Annotated in this window: 17 protein-coding genes; 10 read left to right on the forward strand and 7 right to left on the reverse strand. The window is 71.9% G+C overall.

Annotation, left to right across the window (positions count from 1 at the left end; all coding sequences use genetic code 11):
* The first annotated feature begins 586 nt into the window (after positions 1–586).
* Together ACWCSU_RS07300 and ACWCSU_RS07305 are read left to right on the forward strand one after the other, a co-directional pair.
* Positions 587–1,108, forward strand: coding sequence for a PH domain-containing protein (locus ACWCSU_RS07300; protein ID WP_357697906.1), 522 nt, complete (start codon positions 587–589; stop codon positions 1,106–1,108).
* Positions 1,105–2,652 (forward strand): PH domain-containing protein, encoded by a 1,548-nt coding sequence (locus ACWCSU_RS07305; RefSeq protein WP_449934198.1) that lies wholly within the window; start codon positions 1,105–1,107, stop codon positions 2,650–2,652. Before ACWCSU_RS07300 ends, ACWCSU_RS07305 begins: the two co-directional genes overlap by 4 nt.
* A gap of 335 nt (positions 2,653–2,987) precedes the next feature.
* Here ACWCSU_RS07305 and sepH read toward each other — a convergent pair whose 3' ends face one another.
* Both sepH and ACWCSU_RS07315 read right to left on the reverse strand, forming a co-directional pair.
* On the reverse strand, positions 2,988–5,969 hold the full coding sequence (gene sepH / locus ACWCSU_RS07310; protein ID WP_449934200.1) for a septation protein SepH: 2,982 nt from the start codon (positions 5,967–5,969) through the stop codon (positions 2,988–2,990).
* 161 nt (positions 5,970–6,130) lie between these two features.
* Complete coding sequence (locus ACWCSU_RS07315; protein ID WP_364090196.1) at positions 6,131–7,081, reverse strand: S8 family serine peptidase; 951 nt, start codon at positions 7,079–7,081, stop codon at positions 6,131–6,133.
* A gap of 113 nt (positions 7,082–7,194) precedes the next feature.
* Here ACWCSU_RS07315 and ACWCSU_RS07320 point away from each other — a divergent pair, with 113 nt between their 5' ends.
* Positions 7,195–8,130, forward strand: a complete 936-nt coding sequence (locus tag ACWCSU_RS07320) for a hypothetical protein (protein WP_449934202.1) — start codon at positions 7,195–7,197, stop codon at positions 8,128–8,130.
* Here the strand turns inward: ACWCSU_RS07320 and ACWCSU_RS07325 are convergent.
* From ACWCSU_RS07325 to ACWCSU_RS07335, 3 genes are read right to left on the reverse strand one after another with little or no spacing between them, the layout of a single operon-like run.
* On the reverse strand, positions 8,127–9,404 hold the full coding sequence (locus ACWCSU_RS07325) for a D-arabinono-1,4-lactone oxidase (RefSeq protein WP_449934204.1): 1,278 nt from the start codon (positions 9,402–9,404) through the stop codon (positions 8,127–8,129). The genes ACWCSU_RS07320 and ACWCSU_RS07325 overlap by 4 nt on opposite strands.
* 44 nt (positions 9,405–9,448) lie before the next feature.
* Entirely contained in the window at positions 9,449–10,171 is a 723-nt protein-coding gene (locus ACWCSU_RS07330) for a polysaccharide deacetylase family protein (protein ID WP_357697918.1), read from the reverse strand.
* Positions 10,172–10,226: 55 nt separating this feature from the next.
* Complete coding sequence (locus ACWCSU_RS07335; RefSeq protein ID WP_449934206.1) at positions 10,227–11,429, reverse strand: MFS transporter; 1,203 nt, start codon at positions 11,427–11,429, stop codon at positions 10,227–10,229.
* Between the two features lie 92 nt (positions 11,430–11,521).
* Between ACWCSU_RS07335 and ACWCSU_RS07340 the strand changes: the two genes are divergently transcribed.
* Positions 11,522–12,703, forward strand: a complete 1,182-nt coding sequence (locus tag ACWCSU_RS07340) for a lytic transglycosylase domain-containing protein (RefSeq protein ID WP_449934208.1) — start codon at positions 11,522–11,524, stop codon at positions 12,701–12,703.
* Here the strand turns inward: ACWCSU_RS07340 and ACWCSU_RS07345 are convergent.
* Entirely contained in the window at positions 12,694–13,653 is a 960-nt protein-coding gene (locus ACWCSU_RS07345; RefSeq protein WP_357697924.1) for a ferrochelatase, read from the reverse strand. The two genes, ACWCSU_RS07340 and ACWCSU_RS07345, sit on opposite strands and share 10 nt — an antisense overlap.
* A gap of 98 nt (positions 13,654–13,751) precedes the next feature.
* Between ACWCSU_RS07345 and ACWCSU_RS07350 the strand changes: the two genes are divergently transcribed.
* Together ACWCSU_RS07350 and ACWCSU_RS07355 are read left to right on the forward strand one after the other, a co-directional pair.
* Complete coding sequence (locus ACWCSU_RS07350) at positions 13,752–15,728, forward strand: prolyl oligopeptidase family serine peptidase (RefSeq protein ID WP_449934211.1); 1,977 nt, start codon at positions 13,752–13,754, stop codon at positions 15,726–15,728.
* On the forward strand, positions 15,728–16,516 hold the full coding sequence (locus ACWCSU_RS07355) for an inositol monophosphatase family protein (protein ID WP_449934213.1): 789 nt from the start codon (positions 15,728–15,730) through the stop codon (positions 16,514–16,516). The genes ACWCSU_RS07350 and ACWCSU_RS07355 overlap by 1 nt, the downstream gene beginning before the upstream one ends.
* Before the next feature lie 63 nt (positions 16,517–16,579).
* Here ACWCSU_RS07355 and ACWCSU_RS07360 read toward each other — a convergent pair whose 3' ends face one another.
* A complete protein-coding gene (locus ACWCSU_RS07360) occupies positions 16,580–16,744 on the reverse strand; it encodes a hypothetical protein (RefSeq protein ID WP_357697930.1) in 165 nt (54 codons plus the stop codon).
* Positions 16,745–16,968: 224 nt separating this feature from the next.
* Between ACWCSU_RS07360 and ACWCSU_RS07365 the strand changes: the two genes are divergently transcribed.
* The 4 genes from ACWCSU_RS07365 to ACWCSU_RS07380 all read left to right on the forward strand — a co-directional run bounded on the left by ACWCSU_RS07365 (position 16,969) and on the right by ACWCSU_RS07380 (position 20,473).
* Entirely contained in the window at positions 16,969–17,622 is a 654-nt protein-coding gene (locus ACWCSU_RS07365; RefSeq protein ID WP_357697932.1) for a response regulator transcription factor, read from the forward strand.
* 38 nt (positions 17,623–17,660) lie between these two features.
* The gene (locus ACWCSU_RS07370) at positions 17,661–18,929 is read left to right on the forward strand and encodes a sensor histidine kinase (RefSeq protein ID WP_449934764.1); all 1,269 of its coding nucleotides are present in this window, start codon (positions 17,661–17,663) and stop codon (positions 18,927–18,929) included.
* Between the two features lie 341 nt (positions 18,930–19,270).
* Positions 19,271–19,570 (forward strand): DUF4193 domain-containing protein, encoded by a 300-nt coding sequence (locus tag ACWCSU_RS07375; protein WP_020542847.1) that lies wholly within the window; start codon positions 19,271–19,273, stop codon positions 19,568–19,570.
* Positions 19,571–19,663: 93 nt separating this feature from the next.
* Positions 19,664–20,473, forward strand: a complete 810-nt coding sequence (locus ACWCSU_RS07380) for a hypothetical protein (RefSeq protein WP_449934216.1) — start codon at positions 19,664–19,666, stop codon at positions 20,471–20,473.
* Positions 20,474–20,475 lie beyond the last annotated feature (2 nt).

Consider the following 20,475-nt stretch of genomic DNA (forward strand, 5'->3'; position numbering starts at 1 on the left):
TGCGCAGACCGTTTCCCGATGGTCGGTCGTCGGCAAAGGAGCCGAAACCGGCCAGAATGCCGGGATCTTGGAGGTGAAGTTGGCCACAGCGACGCCGTCGGCGGGTCTGCGGAACGGGTGTCGCCATGACCTTCCTGGCCTGCCCGTTCCCCGGGGCGCGCGGCGGGGTCCCGGCGGGCGGGCGGTAGGGACAAAACGGGCATGGTTTCGGTCGGCGTCCGGCAGGCAAAATTCAGCTGCGCCGGAAGTGGCGGTTGTGCCTTGCGGCGGACGGCGGCTGCCACGCTTCGTGAGGGCGTTTCGCGCGTGGTGCGGTAACGCGCCGCCGGGCCTGGATGGCACGAACGTGGCGCCGCCGACGTGGCCCAGCTCGACAGCCTGCGGCCGGCCGCCACCGAGCATGCACCCGCCGCGTCCGGGCGTCCGCCCGACACGCCGCTACGGCCGACCGATCTTTACCCGCCGCCGCCGGTGAGCGCGATGGGTCGCGGGCGCCATTCCCCATGGGCGTCCTGAGGCCCCTGAGGGCGATCTTCGGGGGGCGTAGCCAGATCGTCTTTCGGGCCGTGCGCCCTAAGCTGGTCGTGTGACGTCAAAAGGCCCACTGCGTGACCCCGCGCACCGAGTCTCGCCCAAGGCCCGCCGCCTGTGGTTGCTGCAGGCGGCCATCGGGTTCGTGTTCTTCGTGGGCGGTTCGGCCGTGGTGGCCGGGTGGGTGGGCGGCAGCGGGTGGTCGTGGGTGCCGTCCTGGCTCGCCGCGCACTCCTGGCTGTTGCCGCTGGTCGTCGGGGTGGTGCTGACGCCGTTCCTCGCGGCCGAGCCGTTCGTCCGGTACGCCGTCCACCGCTGGGAGTTGTCGGGCGACGTCGTCTACGCCAGGTCGGGGTTCCTGACCAGGGAATGGGTGTTCGTGCCGGTGAGCCGCATCCAGACGGTCGACAAGGCCCAGGGGTGGATGGAACGGCTGCTCGGCCTGGCCACGCTGGAGATCCGCACCGCCTCCCACGCCGGCTCCTCCACGATCAAGGGCCTCGACTTCGAGGTCGCGGCCGGGCTCGCCGAACGGCTGGCCCACCGCGCCGAAGAGCTCAGGGACGACGCCACGTGACCCAGTCGCCCCCGCCGCCGCCCCCTCCGCCTCAGCCCCTGCCGCCCCCGCCCCCCGCGCCGCGGCGGCTGAGCCCCAAGGTGCTGCTCATCGATCCGGTACGCATGCTGCCCTCGCTGCTGCTGCCCCTGGTCGGCGTGCTGTTCGTGGGCGGCTTCTCGGCCAGGTCGTACGCGTGGGCGGCGATCGGCGTCGTCGGCACCGTGGCGTTCGCGGTCATCCGCTGGGCCACCTTCACGTACGAGATCGTCGGCGACCGCCTGGAGACCAAACGCTCGCTGATCAGCCGCTCGATCCGGACCATCCCGCTGGAGCGGGTGCGCGGCGTGGACGTCTCCACGCCGCCCATGCACCGCATACTCGGGCTCGCCGTGCTCAAGGTCGACACGGGCGCGAGCGGCGACGACGAGGAGGCCGCGCTCGACGGCGTCACCCTGGGCGAGGCCGAACGCCTCAAGGCGGTGCTGCTGCGCCGCGCCGTCCAGGTCAGGGCCGCCGAGCACATCCCCGGGCCCGGTCCGGCGCCCGTCGACCGGTCGATCATCGCCGTCCCGCGCCGGTGGCTCCTGTACGGGCCGTTGTCCGGGGCGTACCTGCTCACGCCGTTCGCGCTCGCCGGCGGCGCGGTGGGGCTGGCCTTCCAGTGGGGCGACGACCTGGGCTTCGGCCAGGACGCCGCCTGGAGCGCGGGGGAGTGGCTGTGGGAGCACCCCTACCTGCTGCTCGTCGTGGCGTTGCTGCTGGTCGTCGCCATGCCGTTCGTCGGCGGCGTCATGTACGCGGTGTTCAACTGGGACTTCAGGCTCACCCGCCGCGACGGCTACCTCGTGGCCGAGCGCGGGCTGATCAACCGGCGCAGCGTGTCGCTGGAGTCCCGCAGGGTGCGTGGCTACGAGATCGTCGACGGTCTGGCCGAACGCCTGGCCGGGGTCGTACGCGTCTGGGCGATCGTGACCGGGCTCGGCGACTCCGAGACGCGCGGGCAACTCCTGCCCGACGTGCCGCGCCAGGTCGCCGTCGGCGTCACCGCCGACGCGGTCGGGCCCTTCCGCTCCACCCTGCGCCCCCATCCGCCCATCGCCCGCAACCGCCGCCTGTTCCGGGCGGTCTTCCCCTGGCTCCTCCTGGCCGCGCTGAGCGCCGCGGGGGCGTGGGCCACAGGAATGATGCTCTGGTGGGTTCTGACGGTCCTGGCGTTGCTCCTGGCGGGCGCTGGGGTGTTCCTGGGCCTCGACCGGTACGCCTCCCTGGGGCACGGCTACGACGGGGCCCGCCTGGTGGTCCGGTCGGGCTCGCTGCGCCGCGCCGAGGCGGTGGTCGAACGCCGGGCCGTGGTGGGCTGGCGGCTGCGCCAGACCTGGTTCCAGCGACGGGCCGGGGTGCTGACGCTGATCGCGGGGGTCGGGGCGGGGAAGGGCGGCTACCACGCACTGGACGTCTCCGAGGCTCAGGGGGCCGCGTTCCCCGCCGAGGTGACGCCGGAGTGGCTGGCCCCGTTCGCGCAGCCCGACGTACCGGCCCGCCCCTTCCCGCCACAACACTGAACCCCTCAGCCTTCCGGCGGCTGGTTCCATCGCAAGGCGGCGACTTCGCGCCGGCGACTCGGCCCGGCACCACCCGCGGCTGGTTCCGCCGCAAAGCGGTGACTTCGCGCCGGGCGACCCCGCACCGGGGCTCGGTTGGTCCCGCCGCAAGGCGTCCGCACGGGGGCCCGGCGGGTCGGACGGCGATTTTCTCGGGGGGTTTGCGGAGGGGCCTTGTCCGTTCCGCGCGGCCTGGGCGGCACCGCGTCCTCGAACGGCCGAGGCCGCGCCCTCCTGTCGAGGTGGACGCGGCCCCTGGTCGATGACGGCGATCGGTGTCCCTGATCGCGGGTGGATCAGTCCTGGCGGCGGGCGCCGAACATGATCTCGTCCCACGTCGGCACGGAGGCCCGGCGGCCCCGCGCGCCCTTGCGCGCCTGACGCGCGGCCGGCGCGGGCGGCGGAGAGGGCACCGGGACGTCCTCCTTGCCGGGGCCCTTGCTGTCGTCCTTGGCATCGTCCTTGCCGGGACGCGCGGCCGGGATCGGCGGGGCGCCCTTGGGCGCGCCGGGGCCGGGCTTGGGCTTGGGCGCAGGCGCCTTCTTCTCCGGCACCTCGACCGTCTCGGCCACCTCTTCAGGCGTCCCGGCCTTCCCTGCCACTTCCTCAGGCGCCTCGGCCTTCCCGGCCACCTCGTCGAGCGTTTCGGTGTTCTCGGCCACCTTTTCGGGCGTCTCGGCCTTTTGGGCCACCTCTTCAGGCGTCTCCGGCACCTCGGTCTTCGAAGCCGCCTCTTCGGGCGCCTCCGGCGCGGCGGCGTTCTGGGTGGCCGCGTCCTTGGCGGCCTCGTCCTGGATGGCCGCGTCCTGGGTGGCCGTGGCTGCCGGTGCTGGCGCCGGGCTGGTCTGCTCCGCCTGCGCGGAGTCCGCCGCGCTCTGTGGGACTGGCGACGCGGCGGCCGAGGACTCCTGCGAGGTGGCTGCGGGCGTCTCGTCGCGCGGCGCGTCCTGCGAGGTGGCCGTGGGCGTCTCGTTCGTCGATGCGTGGTGGGTGGTCGCCTGCGGCGTCTCGGCGGCCGGTGTGTCCTGGGTGGTCGCCGGTGTGGCCTCGGTGGTCGCCTGGGGGGCCGCTTCCGCGGTGGCGGGCTTCTCGCTCATGGCGGGTGCGGCGGCGGAGGCATCCTCCGCAGCGGCCTTCGGGACGTCCGTCGCACCGGTCGTTGAGGCGTCGGGTGCGTCGGCTGTCGCAACGTTCGCCGCGTCGGCCGTCGGGACGGCGGTTGTGGCGGGCTCTGCGTCGTCGGCGGAGGTGGCGCTGGTGACCTGAGGCGTCGAAGGCGCGCCGGTCTTGGCCTCGATGGTCCGGGCATCGCCGGTCTTGGAGGCGGCCGACGCGACGGCGGGCTCCGGGGCGGCGGTGTCTCCAGGCGCGGGAGAACCGGTGGTGGTGGTCTCCGTCGCGGTGGACGGCTGAGCATCCACGGCCGCCGAGGTCGCCGCCTGGACGTCGGTGGCGGCGGACGCCTCCGGCCCGGCGTTCGTGGCCGACGTCTCCGGCTGTACGGCAGAGGCAGCGGACGTCTCCGGCTGTGCGGCAGAACTGGCGGACGTCTCCGGCTGGACGGTGGAGGCGGCCGGCGGCTCTGGCTGGGCTGCCGAGGTGGCGGCGGGCTCCGGCTCGGTCGGCGTTGAAGCCGAGGCGGCGGGCTGGGCCTGGGCCGAGTCCGGAGCCTCGGACCGGGCGGCGGGCTCGTCGGCCGCCGCCGCCGTGGACGGCTGCTCAGCCGCCCCCGTCGCCGTGCCGCCAGGAGCGGCGGACGTCGCGAGAGTGTCAGGAGCGGTCGACGTCTGGAGGGCGTCAGGAGCGGTCGCTGTCGTCGGGGCCTCGGGAGCGGGTGACGCGGCGAGGGCGTCAGGCGTGGCCGAGGTCGCCGGAGCGTCAGAAGCCGACGACGTCGCCGGGGCCTCAGGGGCGGGCGCCGGGGTCGGGGTGGGTGCGTGCTGGGTGGGGCCGTCCGTGTGCGGCTGAGGCGGTGCGGCGGGCTCGGAGGGCGTCGGCTGCGAAGGCGCAGGCTGGGAGGTGAGCGGGCGGGAGGCCGGGTTGCCGGGCGCGTAGATCGTGTCGTCGCGCTCGCCGGAGCGGCTGGAGCCGAAGTCGGGCAGCCACGGTGACGTGCCGCCGCGGCGGGAGGAGGCGTCGGCGGAGCGGCCGAACCCGGTCTCGCGCCCCGCGGTCTCCCCACGGTGCCCCTCGGCGCGGGTGTCCTCGCCCCGGAACCCGGGAGCCCGGCCGTCGTCACCACGGAAGCCCTGGCCACGGTCGTCGCCGTGGAAGCCCTGGGCGCGGGTGTCCTCGCCGCGGAATCCGTCGGGGCGGGGGGGCTCGGGGCGGTAGGTGTCCCCTCGGGAGGCGGGGCGGGAGCCGTCGGCGCGGGACGGGTCGGGGTGGAAGCCCTCGCCCCGGAAGGGGGCACGGGTGTTGTCGGACAGGGACGACGAGGTGTCCGACGCGGTCTCGCGAGACGGGGACGGCCGGTCGAACGGCACGTCACGCCCAGGCATGTCCGGCCCCCGGCCGTAACCGCCGGTGTCGGCGGACCTGGGCGGCGGGGTGTAGCCGACGGCCGGCTCCTCCGGCTCGCGGCGTACGACCGACGGGAAGGGCAGCGGGTCGGAGGCGAGCGGCGGCACCGGCTGCAGCTTGGCCACCCGAGGCGCGAACGGTGTGACCGTGGTGTCCTCCACCACGGCGGGATCGGGATCGAAGTCGGCGGACGACAGGCGCATGGCCTCGTCGTCGTGCGGGGAGACGTGGCGCTTGCGCGGGTCGAAGAGCCATTCGGCGTGGCGCGTGTGACCGTTCCAGACGTAGCCGAGCTTGACCCGCCACAGGCCGTCGTCGCGCTTGGCCGAATCCCAGTCGATCTCGTCGGTGGGCACGCCGCGCCTGGTCAGCCGCTCGGCCACCAGCTCGCCGAGGGTGGGACCTGGAGCGGTCTCCCCGGGCATGCGGACGGCGACACGCTGCGCCTGCTGGGCGACGTACTCCCGCTCCTGCAGCACCGGGCCCTCGAACCAGCGGACTCGTTCGACCGGGATCCCGGCGGTCGCGGCGATCTGTTCCGCTGTCTCTCCGGCGCGGATGCGTGCCTGGATCTCCTTGGGGCGCAACGGGCTCTCCACTTCGATCTCGTACTGGCCGAGACGGGAGAAGTTGCCACGGACGGCAGCACGGAGCCGATCGTCCACAGGAAGGGTGAAGCGCGTACCTCGCCCGGCAGTAGCCAGCACGAGATAGGTGCCGTCCTCACTCACCGCGACGAGTCGGAGCTCCTGCATGCGAGTCCCTTCGTCAGCGTCGCCATTCTTCCCCCGGACCCTTGAGTCTCTCGCGTGTGCCGGTTGCCTGCCAGCACCGTACCCGGCATGTCCGAACATCGCCTTCCTGGGAAGCCCCGGGGGCGATGTGACGCCGGTCACATTTGTGGAATCCATTTCCTCTAGTGCCCGCCGCTGTGCATGAGGAGGTTAGAGCTCCTCGACGGATTCTGGCGAATCGCGGGGCGTGCTGTTGTGCACTTCAGCGAACTCGCGACAAGGGACGGGCCGGCATCGGGACTGCGTTCGAGAAGACGCGCCGCGGCCGCGGCGAGATACGGGGCGGCCGCCGAGAACGCCTGCCCGCCGGAGGCAACCTGGCACCAACCTGAGTCGGCCGCGCCCGCGACGAACACGCCCGAGCGCACCAGCGACCGTACGGCGGCGCCGAGCGCGGGCGAGTCGGCCCCGTCGGCGGCGAGCGTGACGACGGACGGGCCGCGCGCGTGCCGCCGGATCCAGTCGAGCCCGGCCAGCACGTCGGCCAGCGAGCCCGACCCCGCGCAACCGAGCACCCGCACCGACGCGATCCTGGCCTCCGGCGCCCGCGAGGCGACGGCCTTGGCGACGTGCGTGCCGTGCCCGGCGCAGTCGCGACCGGTGCCGCCGGTGGCGTCGAAGGCGCGCCAGGCCCGGTCGCCGAACTCGGTCCGGGTGACGTCTACTCCGCTGTCCACGACGTAGACGGTGGTGCCCGCGCCGGTGGACGTGTCAGAGGTGTCGGCGGGGGCGGGCGTGTCGCCGGGCATGGCGTGGATCTCGCGATCGGGCTCGACCGCCAGGACGCGGGGGTCGGATCTGAGCTCGGTCAGCTCGCCGGCGGTCAGGAAGGTGGCGAATCCGGGCAGGGCCTCGGTGTAGTAGCGCCGTACCCGCCATCTCACCTCCGCGACGAGGTCCCGGGCGTCCGCGCGGCTGCGGGCGGTGACGATGTAGGGCCGGGTGGGCTCGGAGGCGGAGGGGCGCAGGGCGAGTCCGGAGGCGGGCGTCATGGCGAGAGGGACAGCGGTCGTCGCGGCCGTCGCCACGGCCGCGGCGAGGTAGACGGAGGGTAGGCCGAATCGTCGGGGCACGAGTTACGAGGATGCCTGTCGCGCAGGTCACAGGAACAACGGGACACGCGCTCGCGTCTATTCACGAGGAAGCTCTTTACCGAACGTATGACCAGAGGGGACTGATCCGGGGGATGACCGCCGAGCAGCGGAAGTTCGAGCTGAGCGTGCCACAGATCCTCGGGAGTGCCCTCGCCGCCGTCACCGCCGCGGTGGCCGCCTCCTACCTCGGGGTGGCGGGCACCGTGATCGGCGCCGCCGTGGTCAGCATCGCGAGCACGGTGGCCAGCGCCGTCTACACGCACTATCTCAAGCGCACCGGTGAGCGGGTCAAGCAGCACACGCTGTCCGCGTGGCACGAGGAGCAGGAGGAGGGCAAGGGCCTGCTCGCCGCGGCCGCGTACGCCACCCCGGCCGCGGGCGAGGAGACGGCCGCCCGCCGCCCCCCGGCGGCCGGTGAGGAGACGGCCGCGTTCCGTACTCCGGTGGGCGACGAGGACGACGAGGACGACGAGGACACGGCCGTGTTCGCCGTTCGACCGGGTGGCGAAGGCGGGCGGGACACGCTGGTCATGCCGGTCGCCGTTCCCGCCGACGGGCACAGGGGGCTGCCGTGGCTGAAGATGGCGGTGGCGGCCGCGCTGGTGTTCGCGGTCAGCATGAGCGGCATCCTCGCCTTCCAGGCCGTCGACCACCAGACGCTGCACGAGCGGGTCACCGGCAGGCAGACGCCGGTGAAGGAGCATCAGCGCGCCCCCGTCCAGGACCAGGGGCGCGACCGCCGGGACCGCGAGGTGCTGCCGACCGGGCCGGCGGAGTCGCCGACCCCGCTCCCGACGCCGACGGACACGCCGCGCACGCCGCCGCCGTCCCCGACCGAGGAGCCGGAGCCGAGCGTCACGCCGACGCCCACGCCCACGGACACGGTCGAGCCCGTCGAGACACCTCAGCCCGACGGGGAGGGGCAGGAGAGCCCCGACCCGGGCGAGCAGCAGTCCAGCGCGCCCCCGCCCACGCAACCCCAGGACGACCCGCCCCTCCAGCAGGAGGGCCGCCGGCCGCAGCGCTAGCCCAGCACCACGTCGAGGTAGTCGTTGGTGAACACCCGGCGCGGGTCCAGGCGGTCGCGCAGCGCGACGAAGTCGTCGAAGCGGGGGTAGACCTTGCGCAGGTACGCGGCGTCCCTGGTGTGCAGCTTGCCCCAGTGCGGCCGGCCCTCCAGCCGGTTCATGATCTCCTCCACGCCCTCGAAGTACGCGGGGTTGGGCGTGGGGCGGTAGATGTGGCAGGCGACGTAGGCGGAGTCGCGGCCGTACGCGGTCGACAGCCACGCGTCGCTGGGCGGCGTGACGCGCACCTCGACGGGAAAGGTGATCTTCCAGTCCATCCTGTCGATCAGGTCGCGGGTCTCGCGCAGCGCCTGGGCCAGGTACCGGCGCGGCACGGCGTACTCCATCTCCAGGAAACGCACGTCGCGGCGGGCCGTGAACACCTTGTACGAGGTGTCCACCGCCTCGGAGTCGCCCAGCGCCGCCGCGCTGATCGCGTTGATCCGCGGGATCAGCGCCGGACGCCGCCCGCCGACGGCGCACGCGGCGCCGAAGACGGTGTTCTCCAGGAACACGTTGTCCAGCCAGTGCTTGAGCGCGCTCGGCGGCCTGGCCGGGCCCGCGTCCCGGTTGTTGGTCTTGACCAGGCAGGCGTCGGTGTGCGGCAGCCAGAAGAAGTCGAGGTGCTCGTTGGCCGAGGTCATCGAGTCGAGCGAGGCGAGCATGTCGGTGAGCGTCATCCTGCGCCGCCGGTTGCGCAGCAGGAACGCGGGCTCCACCCGGAACGTCACGGCCGTCAGCACGCCGAGCGCCCCGAGCCCGACCCGGGCCGCGTCGAACAGGTCCTCGCCGGGCACGGCCGTGACGACCGAGCCGTCGGCGAGCACCAGCTCCAGCTCGGTGACCTGGTCGGCCAGGCCGCCGCTGTCGCGGCCGGTGCCGTGGGTGCCGGTCTGGATCGCGCCGGCGACGGTCTGCTCGGTGATGTCGCCCATGTTGGCCAGGGCCAGGCCGCGCTGGTCGAGCAGCTCGTTCAGCACCTTGAGCGGCGTGCCGGCCTGGACGGTGACGCGGTCCTCGGCGGCGGACCTGATGCCGCTCAGCCTCTCGGGACGCAGCATGATCCCGTCGGTGAGGGCCACCCCGGTGAAGGAGTGGCCCGTGCCCACCATGCGCAGGCGCCGCCCGGCGGCCGAGGCGTCCCGTACGGCCTGGACGACGTCCGCCACGCTCGTGGGGGTGCGCACCTCGGCAGGGGCGCCCGTCTGATTCCCGGCCCAGTTAGTGAAGACCATGAGGCGCCCCTCCGAGCGTCGTTCCGATTAAACGTGAACGATACTCACTTCTGCCAGCCTTCGGGAACCGGGAAAATCTGGCCGGGCTCAAGGTTCTGCCGCTTGATCACGTCGGAGACCGTCACCAGCTGGTACCCCTTGGCCTGCAGGGACTTGATGATGGACGGCATGGCGTCCACGGTCTGCTTGACCCAGTCGTGCATGAGGATGATGCCGTCGCGCTGGGCCACCTCAAGGGTCTTCTTCTTGATGGCCTCGACGTTCTTGCTCTCCCAGTCGTGCGAGCCGGCCGTCCAGAGGACCATCGGCATGCCGAACTCGGTCGCGACGTCGGACACCTGGATGTCGGCCAGCCCGTACGGCGGGCGCAGCAGCTTGGGCTCGACGCCCGCCGCCTTCTTGACCGCGTCCTGGGTCTTCTTGATCTCGCTTCTGATCTCCCCGGCTTCGATCTTGGTGAAGTCCGGGTGCTTGTAGCTGTGGTTGCCCACCTCGTGGCCCTCGGCGACCATGCGCTTGACGAAGGCCGGACGGCTGGTGACGTACTGGCCCTCCAGGAAGAACGTCGCCTTGGCGCCGGTCTTCTTGAGGGTGTCGAGCAGAGTTCCCGCGTACTGGCCGGGCCCGTCGTCGAAGGTCAGCGCGAGGCACTTGACCTGCTCGCAATCGACCTCGGCCTTCTTCGGCGTCTGGGCGAACGCGGGCGCGGGAGCCAGAGTGACGCAAACTGCAGCGATAGCTAGAAGTGAAGTGATTTGTCGGGACATAGCAGAGCTTCCGGTGTGATGGGTGTTGCGAGGGATAACTCCCGACCGTAGCGGATCAACTCTTCACGGGTGAAGGCGCTTCCGGAAGTCTCAGCAAACCCGAACCTCCGACGCCCACGACCGCCGCCAGCAGCGCCGCGCACACCGCGAAACCGAACGCGCTGGACGCGCCGAACAGGTCGGTGAGCCGCCCGCCCGCCCACGCGCCGATCGCCACGCCGAACCCGATCGAGGTGGAGATCCACGCCATGCCCTCGGTGAGCAGGGGCGGCGGCACCAGCCGCTCGGTGAGTGAGAACCCGGTGATGAGCGTCGGCGAGATGGCCAGACCGGCCACGAACGCCACGGCGGCCATGACCCACGGGTCGTCCACGAGCAGGATCGGCACCAGGCCGACCACGAACACGCCCAGCGCGCGGACGAACCGGGCGCGCAACGAGATCCGCCACTGCCGCGAGCCGAACCACAGCCCCGACACCATTGACCCGCCCGCGAACGAGGCCAGCAGGAACCCGGAGACGCCCTTCACGCCGTGCTCCTCGGCGAAGGCGACCATGATCAGGTCCACCGAGCCGAACACCGAGCCGAGCCCGAGGTAGACGCACGCCAGCAGGGCGATGCCGGGGATCAGGATGGGCGTGCCGCCGCCCGTCCTGACCAGCTGCACGGGCGGCTGCGTACGCCGCTGCGCCGCCAGGGCCAGGCAGCCGCCGAGCATGCACACCAGCGCCACCACCAGTCCCGCGTACGGGTTGACCGCCGTGGCGAGCACCGTGACGAGCGCGGGCCCGGTGACGAAGACCACCTCGTCGGCCACGGACTCGAACGCGAAGGCGGTGTGCAGCGTTCCCGTGCCGCCGTGGATGGTGGACCAGCGGGCGCGCACCATCGACCCGATGGACAGGGAGGAGGCGCCGATCAGCAGGCCGGAGACGTACAGGGTCCATTCGGGCAGGCGGAGCGCGGCGCTGAGCATCAGCGCGGCCATCGCCAGCGCGTTGACCACGGAGAAGGGGGCGATCACCCGGTTCTGCCCGAACCTGTCCACGAGCCGCCCCGACAGCGGAGCCGCGATCGCGAAGGCCACGTTGGTGGTCGCGCCGACCGCGCCGGCGGTGGCGAAGGACCCGGTGACGGTGGAGATCAGCAGCACGACCCCGATGCCGAGCATGGACATCGGCATCCGGCCGACGAACCCGGCCAGCACGAATCCTTTGACGCCGGGCCCGTTGAACAAACCCCGGTAAGGCCCGACCACGCTGTTTCCCCCTTACTTGGCGACCCAACGATCGCGCACTGTCTGTCCGGATGGCAACTGAAATTTCCGGCGAGTGGGTTAACGTGTGCCTGATGTCCGGTCTTCCCTCTCTCCGCGCGGTCCTGCTCATGGTCCTCGGCGTGCTCGTGGTCACCGCCGTGGCCGGGGGAGTCGTCGTGCTCGTGGGCGATGACCTGGTCAGAACCGCCCAGGAGCCGGTGCGCAGGCCGATCACCCGCGTGACCCCGGAGGCCGCTCCGCGCCTCGACAAGCTCGTACCCACGACGGCGCCGGTCAAGGATTTCGGACAGGGCGGACCGGGCGTCACCGTGACGCCGCCGCGCGTGCTGGCGATCGCGCCCGGCACGGTCTCCAGGCGGACCAGGCTCGCCCTCGGCGCGCTCAGGCACGTGCAGAAGGCGGCCGTCGTGGACGCCGGCGCGGTCAAGGTCTCCGGCACGTCGCTGAACCTGCTGGCCGTCGACCCCGCCGACTTCCGCTCCTGGACGCCGCAGCCCGTCGCCGACCAGCCGGCCGTCTGGAGCGCGCTGGCCAGGGGCGAGCTGGTCGCCGAGGCCGGCACGATGCGCAAGTACAGCATGATCCTCGGCGCGATGTACCAGGTGGACGGTGGCCCGAGGCTCCGGGTCGCGGCCTCGGCCACGCTCGGGCTCTCCGGCGTGGACGGCCTGGTCAGCGTCGAGGTGGGCAGGTCGCTCGGCTTCGCGAAGGGCGTCGCGGTGCTGCTGCACGGCAAACCGGGCACCATCGGCGAGAGCGGGGTGCGCAAGCTGCTGGGCAAGGGCGCGCAGGTCGTCGTGCTCGACGCGGCCAGCCGCGCCCAGCAGCGGCGGCGGCAGCAGCAACAACAGCAGCAGCCGGTCAACGTCGGCCGGCCGGGCAGCTATCTGGAGCTCTACCAGGCCGCCGCCACCCGCTGCCCCGGCCTGTCATGGACGGTGCTGGCGGCCATCGGCCAGGTCGAGAGCAGTCACGGCCGCAACAACGGGCCCTCCAGCGCCGGCGCCCTGGGACCGATGCAGTTCATGCCCGCCACCTGGAAGCACTACGGCGTGGACGGCGACGGCGACGGCAAGGCCGACATCTGGAGCCCGTACGACGCGGTGCCCGGCGCCGCCAACTACCTGTGCGCCAACGGCGCGGGCAAGGGCCCCGAGAAGCTGCGCAAGGCGATCTGGTTCTACAACCACTCGTGGGACTACGTGAACAAGGTCATGGGCATCGCCGAGGCGTACGCCCGCACCTACGCCTGAGGCCGCCCGCCGGGACGGACCGGACGCGGGCAGCAGGTGAGCGGGCACGGGACGGGCTCGGGCTCGTCCATCAGCTCCCTGACCATGCGGACGAACGCCGGATGGGTGCCGGCCGTGGCCGCGCGCTCCATCGGCAGGCCCAGCTCGGCGGCCACCTGCCGGGCCTCGGTGTCGAGGTCGTAGACGACCTCCATGTGGTCGGAGACGAACCCGATCGGGACCAGCACGACCGAGCCGGCGTCCGTCTTGCGCAGGAAGTCGCACACGTCGGGTTCCAGCCACGGCACCTGCGGGGGGCCGCTGCGCGACTGCCACACCAGGTCCCATGGCTCGTCACGGCCCAGGGCCCGGTTGACCAGCTCGGCGCTCCTGCGGAGCTGGGACTCGTACAGGCCGCCCGAGGGGCCGGCGGTCTCGGCCATCGACACCGGGATGCTGTGGGCGGTGAACACCAGCCTGGCGTCGTCGCGGCCGAGCCGTTCCAGCGCCGCGCGCGTGTGGTCGGCCATCGCCGCGACGAACCCCGGGTGATCGCCGAAGTGCCGCATCTTGATCAGCTCGGGGCCGCCCTCGACGGAGATCCTGGCGATGTCCTCGTAGTACTGGCGGCAGCTCGAATACCCGGCGAACGCCGAGGTGGCGAAGACGGCGGCCCGGCGCACGCCGTCGGCCGCCATGCGCCGCACGGTCTCCTCGCCGAAGGGGTGCCAGTTGCGGTTGCCCCAGTAGACCGGCACGCCCACGACCGGGCGCAGCGCCTCGACCAGCTCGCGGTTCTGCTGGTTGATCGGGCTGACGCCGCCGAAGCCCTGGTAGTGCTCGGCCACCGCGAGCAGCCGCTCGCGCGGGACGCCGCGCCCCCGCACGACGTTCTCCAGGAACGGCAGCACGTCGTCGGGCCCCTCGGGGCCGCCGAACGACAGGAGGAGGAGAGCGTCGTAATCAGCCACGTGTCAAGCCTAGTCAGGAGGCCCGGTGGTCCGCGCCCGAGGGAGCACCGAGCGCGCCGCCTCCCGTGGAGCGGCGGTGACCAGGTAGGTTCGATCGAGTGAGCGCATTCGATGACATTCGTGACTATGTGGCCATTCCCCGGGTCCTCTCCCTGAAGCTCTCGCCTGACGGCTCCCGCCTGATCTCGGTCGTGCAGGCGCTCGAACCCGACGGCAAGTCGTACGGCACCGCGCTCTGGGCGATCCCCGTCGACGGTGAGCCGTACCGCCTGACCCGTTCCGCCAAGGGCGAGTCGGCCGCCGTCTTCACCGACGCGGGGGACGTGCTGTTCACCTCCGCGCGCCCCGACCCCACCGTCAAGGACGCGGCCGACGAGGTGCCCGCGCTGTGGCTGCTGCCGCGCGCCGGCGGCGAGGCCCGCCAGATCGCCACCCGTCCCGGCGGCATCGGCGTCGCCCGCACGGCGGGCGACGTGGTGGTGTTCGCCTCCGACGTGCTCGACGGCGAGGAGGCGACCGAGGACGAGCGGCGCAAGGCCCGCAAGGACGCCGGCATCAGCGCGATCCTGCACGAGGGCTACCCGGTCCGCTACTGGGACCACGACCTCGGCCCGGCCCGCACCCGGCTGTTCGCCGGCCGGCTCGGCGCCGACCGTCTGGAGGACGTGCGCGAGCTGACCCCCGACGCGGGCGAGGCGCTGCGCGACACCACCTTCGAGCTCACCCCCGACGGCTCCACCGTGATCGCCTCCTGGCGCCGGTACCTGCCCGGCGGCGACAACCGCACGGACCTGGTCGCCATCGACGTGGCCACCGGCGAGCGGCGCACCCTGCTCACCGACGAGGCCCACGACTTCGGCGGCCCGATCGCCGTCTCGCCCGACGGCACGCGGGTGGCCTGCGCGCGCGAGCGCATCACGAGCGTGGACGTCTCCGTCCGCGTGGAGCTGTGGATCGCCGACCTGGCCACCGGCGAGGGCCGGGCCTACGCCCCCGGCCTGTTCCCGACGGACGTCGCCTGGGCCCCCGACTCCTCGGCCCTCTATCTGGTCGCCGACCACCAGGGCCGCCGTCCGGTCTTCCGCGTCCCGCTGGCCGGCGAGCACACCAGGCTCACCGCCGACGACGCCGCCTACCTCGGGGTCAACGCCAGCGCCGACGGCACGTACGTCTACGCCCTGCGCAGCAACATCGCGCTCGCCCCCGCCCCCGCCAGGATCGACGTGGCCACCGGCGAGATCGCCGACCTGCCCTCGCCGGCCCCGCGTCCCGAGGTGCCGGGCACGCTGACCGAGATCTCGGCCACCGCCGACGACGGCGCGACCGTGCGCGGCTGGCTCGTGCTGCCCGAGGGCGCCTCCGCCGACAGCCCCGCGCCGTTCCTGCTGTGGATCCACGGCGGCCCGGTCGCGTCCTGGAACGACTGGCAGTGGCGCTGGCAGTCGTGGATCATGGCCCAGCGCGGGTACGCCGTCCTCATGCCCGACCCTTGCCTGTCCACCGGCTACGGCCAGGAGATGATCGACCGCGGCTGGGGCGACTGGGGCCCCCGCACCCAGGCCGACCTCGACGCCATCGTGGACGTCGCCCTGGCCAGGGACGACATCGACAACGAGCGCGTGGCGGCGATGGGCGGCTCGTTCGGCGGCTACATGGCCAACTGGCTGGCCGGGCACACCGACCGCTACCAGGCCATCGTCACCCACGCCGCGCTGTGGAACCTCGACCAGTTCGCCGGCACCACCGACTCCTCCCTGTACTGGCAGCGCGAGTTCGGCGAGCCGGGCTCGGAGCGCTACGACCGGCTCTCCCCGCACCTGGCGATCGGCAAGATCACCACCCCGATGCTCGTCATCCACGGCGACAAGGACTACCGGGTGCCGATCGGCGAGTCCCTGCGCCTGTGGTGGGACCTCCAGCGCTCCGACGTCGAGTCGAAGTTCCTGTACTTCCCCGACGAGAACCACTGGATCCTCAAGCCGGGCAACGTCATCGCCTGGTACGAGACCGTTCTCGCCTTCCTCGCCCAGCACGTGCTCGGCGAGGAGTGGAAGCGCCCGGACTCGGTGGCCTGATGACCGACTTCCTGCGGCTGGCCGAGGACATCGCCCGGGAGGCCGGCGACATGCTGCTGGCCAAGCGGCCCACGATGTCGGCGGACGTCGAGACCAAGTCCAGCCCCACCGACGTCGTCACCGTCCTGGACAAGGCGTCGGAGGAGCTGATCCGCGAGCGCGTCCTGGCGGTCCGCCCGGACGACCGCTTCCTCGGCGAGGAGGGCGGCGAGGCGCCGGGCGTGTCCGACGTGCGGTGGATCGTCGACCCCGTGGACGGCACCGTCAACTTCCTGTACGGCCTGCCGGACTGGGCGGTGTCGATCGCCGTCGAGGTGGCCGGGCAGGTCGTGGCGGGGGTGGTCAACGTGCCGGCGCGGGGAGAGGTGTTCACCGCCGCGCTTGGCGAGGGCGCCTGGCTGGGCGGCGCGCGGCTGCGCTGCAACAGAGAGGTGCCGATGGCCAGGGCTCTGGTCGCGACCGGGTTCGGCTATTCGGCGCCGCGCCGCGAGGTCCAGGGGCGGGTCGTGGCGTCGGTGCTGCCGCGGGTTCGTGACATCCGGCGCGGCGGCTCGTGCGCCATCGACCTGTGCTCGGTGGCGGCCGGGCGGGTGGACGCGTACTACGAGCGCGGCACCAACGCGTGGGACTTCGCCGCGGCCGGGCTGGTGGCGACCGAGTCGGGAGCCCGGCTCGGCGGGCTGCGCGGCCGTCCGGCCGGGCCCGAGTTCGTGCTGTGCGCGGCGCCCGGCCTGTTCGAGGAGCTGCACGACCTGCTCGTGCCGCTGGACCCCGAACGCGACTCCTGACGGATCGGCGCGCATGACGGGACGGCCGGGACCCCATGGGCCCCGGCCGTCGCACACGTCTGTCTAACGCGGCAGCGGGATGCCGTGATCGTCGGCCAGGCGGCGCAGGTCCTCGATCTCGGCGGTGAGGGTGTCGGCGAGGTAGTCGTCGCCGGTGCAACGGGCCTCGGTGAGGCCCTTGTAAGCCTGGTCGAGGCGGCGTTCGATCGTGGTGGTGAACTCGCCCATCTCACCTACTCTCTCAGGGGTTCGATCCGTGCGGGGTGAAGTGGACCCCATTGCCAGTGGATGTCCGGGCAATGGGTGTCCCGACGGCATACCCCGGGTTATCGCCCTCTGAAACATGAATTTCCGCGGCCCCTGCCCGGTCCACCCCTGGACATGCCTTACCGTGCGCTTATCGAGCCTGTAGGCAGAATGAGGCACCGGAACCGGAAAGAGGTGTACCAGGCGTGCGAGTGCTGGTTGTAGAGGACGAGCGGGTGCTCGCCGACGCGATCGCGACCGGGCTGAGGCGTGAGGCCATGGCCGTCGACGTCGCCTACGACGGCGGCGGCGCCCTTGAGCGCACCTCCTACATCGACTACGACGTCATCGTGCTCGATCGCGACCTGCCGGTCGTGCACGGCGACGAGGTGTGCCGCAGGCTGGTCGAGCAGCGTTCGGCCTCGCGGATCCTCATGCTGACCGCCTCCGGCGACGTGGACGACAAGGTGGAGGGGCTCGGCCTCGGGGCCGACGACTACCTGGCCAAGCCGTTCGTGTTCATCGAGCTGGTGGCCCGGGTGCGCGCGCTCGGCCGGCGTTCCGCGCCCGCGCTGCCGCCCGTGCTGGAGCGGGCCGGCATCCGCCTCGACCCGGGCAAGCGGCTGGTCGAGCGCGAGGGCAAGGAGATCGTGCTCACCAAGAAGGAGTTCGCGGTCCTGGAGGAGCTGATGCGCGCCGAGGGCGCGGTGGTCAGCCAGGAGGACCTGCTGGACAAGGCGTGGGACGAGAACATCGACCCGTTCACGAACGTGGTCCGGGTGACCATGATGACGTTGCGGAAGAAGCTGGGCGAGCCTCAGGTGATCGAGACCGTGCCCGGGGTTGGGTACAAGTTGTGAGTGAACGGCCAGAGGGCGGGGCGGGGCCGACGCATCCGATGATCAGCCCCCATTCGGCCAGGAAGGCGACGCGCGTGCAGGAGGCGCCACCCCCGAGCGGGCCGCCGGCCTGGGACGGCCCGCCCCCGCCCGGCTCCGAGACGCCCGTCCGCAGCCCCCTGGAACGTGTCAAGGGGTTGCCGGCCAAGGTCAGCATCCGGTGGCGGCTCACGCTCACCTACAGCGCCCTGGTGTTCGCCGCCGCGGCCGTGCTGCTGTTCGTCGTCTACTCGATCGTGGGCAGGTCGATCGAGAACGCCTGGCCCGACCTGATCACCGACGACCTCGACCCCCTCGACGCCGCCATCATGCAGAACCGGTGGACCCTGGCCAAGGGGCGGGCCGTCAGCAGCGCCCGCGACGCGTTGTTCAGCAGCTCGTTCATGGCGCTGGCCGGGGTCGGCATCCTCGCGCTCATCATCGGCTACTTCGTGGCCGACCGGGCTCTGCGGCCGGTCGCCCAGATGACCAGCGCGGCCCGCAAGCTGTCGGAGAGCACGCTGGCCCATCAGCGCATCGCCCTGCGCGGCCCCAACGACGAGCTGAAGGAGCTGGCCGACACCTTCGACGCCATGCTGACCCGGCTCAACGTCGCCTTCGACACCCAGCGCAGATTCGTGGCCAACGCCTCCCACGAATTGCGCACGCCGTTGACGATTAACCGGACCGTCCTGGAGATCGCGCTGTCGGATCCGGAGGCGTCGGAGGATCTCAAAGCGCTCGGCCGTACGTTGCTGGAAGTCAACGCGCGTAACGAGAAGCTCATCGAGGGGTTGCTGTTGCTCGCCAGGAGCGAACGCGAACTCGCGGTGCGCAAACCGCTCGACGTTCAGGAAGTCGCGCAGACGGCCATGGAACAGCTCGCGCCCTTCGCCGCGGAACAGGGCGTGACCGTTGTGGCCGAACTGGTCAGCGCGCCTACCGTGGGCGACCCGGTGCTTCTGGAGCGGTCGGTCGGCAACCTGCTGGAGAACGCCCTCAAGTACAACCTTCCCGAAAGCGGAAAAGTCTGGATCCGAACGGGAATGGCGGACGGGGGGCTGGTTGTTCAGGTGGCCAACACGGGGCAGCACGTCCCGGCGTACGAGGTGAACAGCCTGTTCGAGCCGTTCAGGAGGCTCCACGCCGACCGCGTGGAATCGGCCAAGGGCTCGGGGCTGGGGCTGTCCATCGTCCGTGCGGTCGTGCAGGCACACGGTGGGAACGTGACCGCTGTGCCACGAGATGGCGGAGGACTTGTGGTGACGATTCGGCTTCCGACACGTTGATCGAGCGCCCCTGTGTGGGCCATGGGGCGCTGACGGGGTGACGTTCCGGTGTGTTCGTCCGCGTGTTGATGTAGTGGGGGCGTCTCGTTCTCGCCGTACATGTGGTTGGATGTGCCGTCGAACACGGTGGTGCATGACGCCAAGGCTGTGGGTTTCGCCATATTTGGCTAACCATTGCCGTCGGCGGCAGGCCCGGACGTGTTGGGAGGTTCGTTGTCCGTTCGTGCGGGGTACCGATGGAAAATCTCCCCGACGGAACGGGCACAAGATGGGCCTCCCGGACGTTAGAAGACGCGCGATGAGCGCGAAGACATATAGATGAGGGGGATGGAGTAAGCACAATGGCTACCGACTACGACAGCCCGCGAAAGACAGACGACGACCTGGGGGAGGACAGCCTCCAAGAACTCCAGGCACGGCGTACCGACAAGTCGTCCGGCAGCATCGACATCGACGAGACCGACCTCGCCGAGTCGCTGGAGCTGCCCGGCGCGGATCTGTCGAACGAAGAGCTCTCCCTGCGGGTGATTCCCCGCCAGGCCGACGAGTTCACCTGCTCACGCTGCTTCCTGGTGCACCACCGCAGCCAGCTGGCCTCCGAGAAGAACGGCCAGCAGGTCTGCCGGGAGTGCGCCGCCTGACCGCTGGAGCGAAGGAGCTCAGGGTGAGGGACCCAAGGAACGACCGAGCCCGCCTGCCCTGAGCGGTCGTGACCAAGTGGACGGAGGCATCGCGTGGCCGAACCTGATAAGGACGACCGGCAAGTTGACGACGGGAGCGCCGACCCCGAGAAGGAGGTCGGCGAGCTCGTCGTACGGCTCACCCAGCCGGGTGAGCTGGAGCCGGCCGAGCGGCGCAGGCTGCTCGGCCGACTGGCGAAGTCCCTGGCCACAGGGGCGAAGAAGGCACGAGCGAGCGGCGCGGGCCGCGGTCGCTGGCTGGCCGAGGTCTTCCTGAGCATCGCGCCCCGCATCCCCATCCGCGACCTGCACACGCTGTCGGAGCACCATCACGGCCTCACCGGCGAGGAGCTCGCCGACGACCTGGTGCGCACCGCCCAGAAGGCCACCATGACGGTCGGGGCCATCGGCGGAGCACTCGCGGCGGCCCAGTTCGCCGCACCACCCCTCCTGCTCTCAGCGCCCGCGCAGCTCGTGGCGGAGACCATCGTCGTCGCCGCGATCGAGGTCAAGCTCCTGGCCGAGCTGCACGAGGTCTACGGCGTCCGCGTCCAGGGCACCGGCACCCAGCGGGCCTTCGCCTTCACCTCCGCCTGGGCCAAACAGCGCGGCATCGACCCCCTCGCCCCCGCATCCGTCTCGCTCGCGCTCGGCGCGGCGTCCAAGGCCGCTCTTCGCAACCGCCTCATGCGTACGCTCGGGCGTCATCTGACCACCTTCGGCCCCTTCCTCACCGGGGCCGTCGCCGGCGGCGCGCTCAACCGCGGCGCGACCGGCAAGCTCGGCAAGGCCATCCGCGCCGACCTGCGCCTCAAGGGCCCGTCGTTGCCGCCGCAGGCTCCCCCTGACGAGCTGACGCCGTAGTC

Source organism: Nonomuraea sp. NPDC001699, assembly GCF_053596455.1.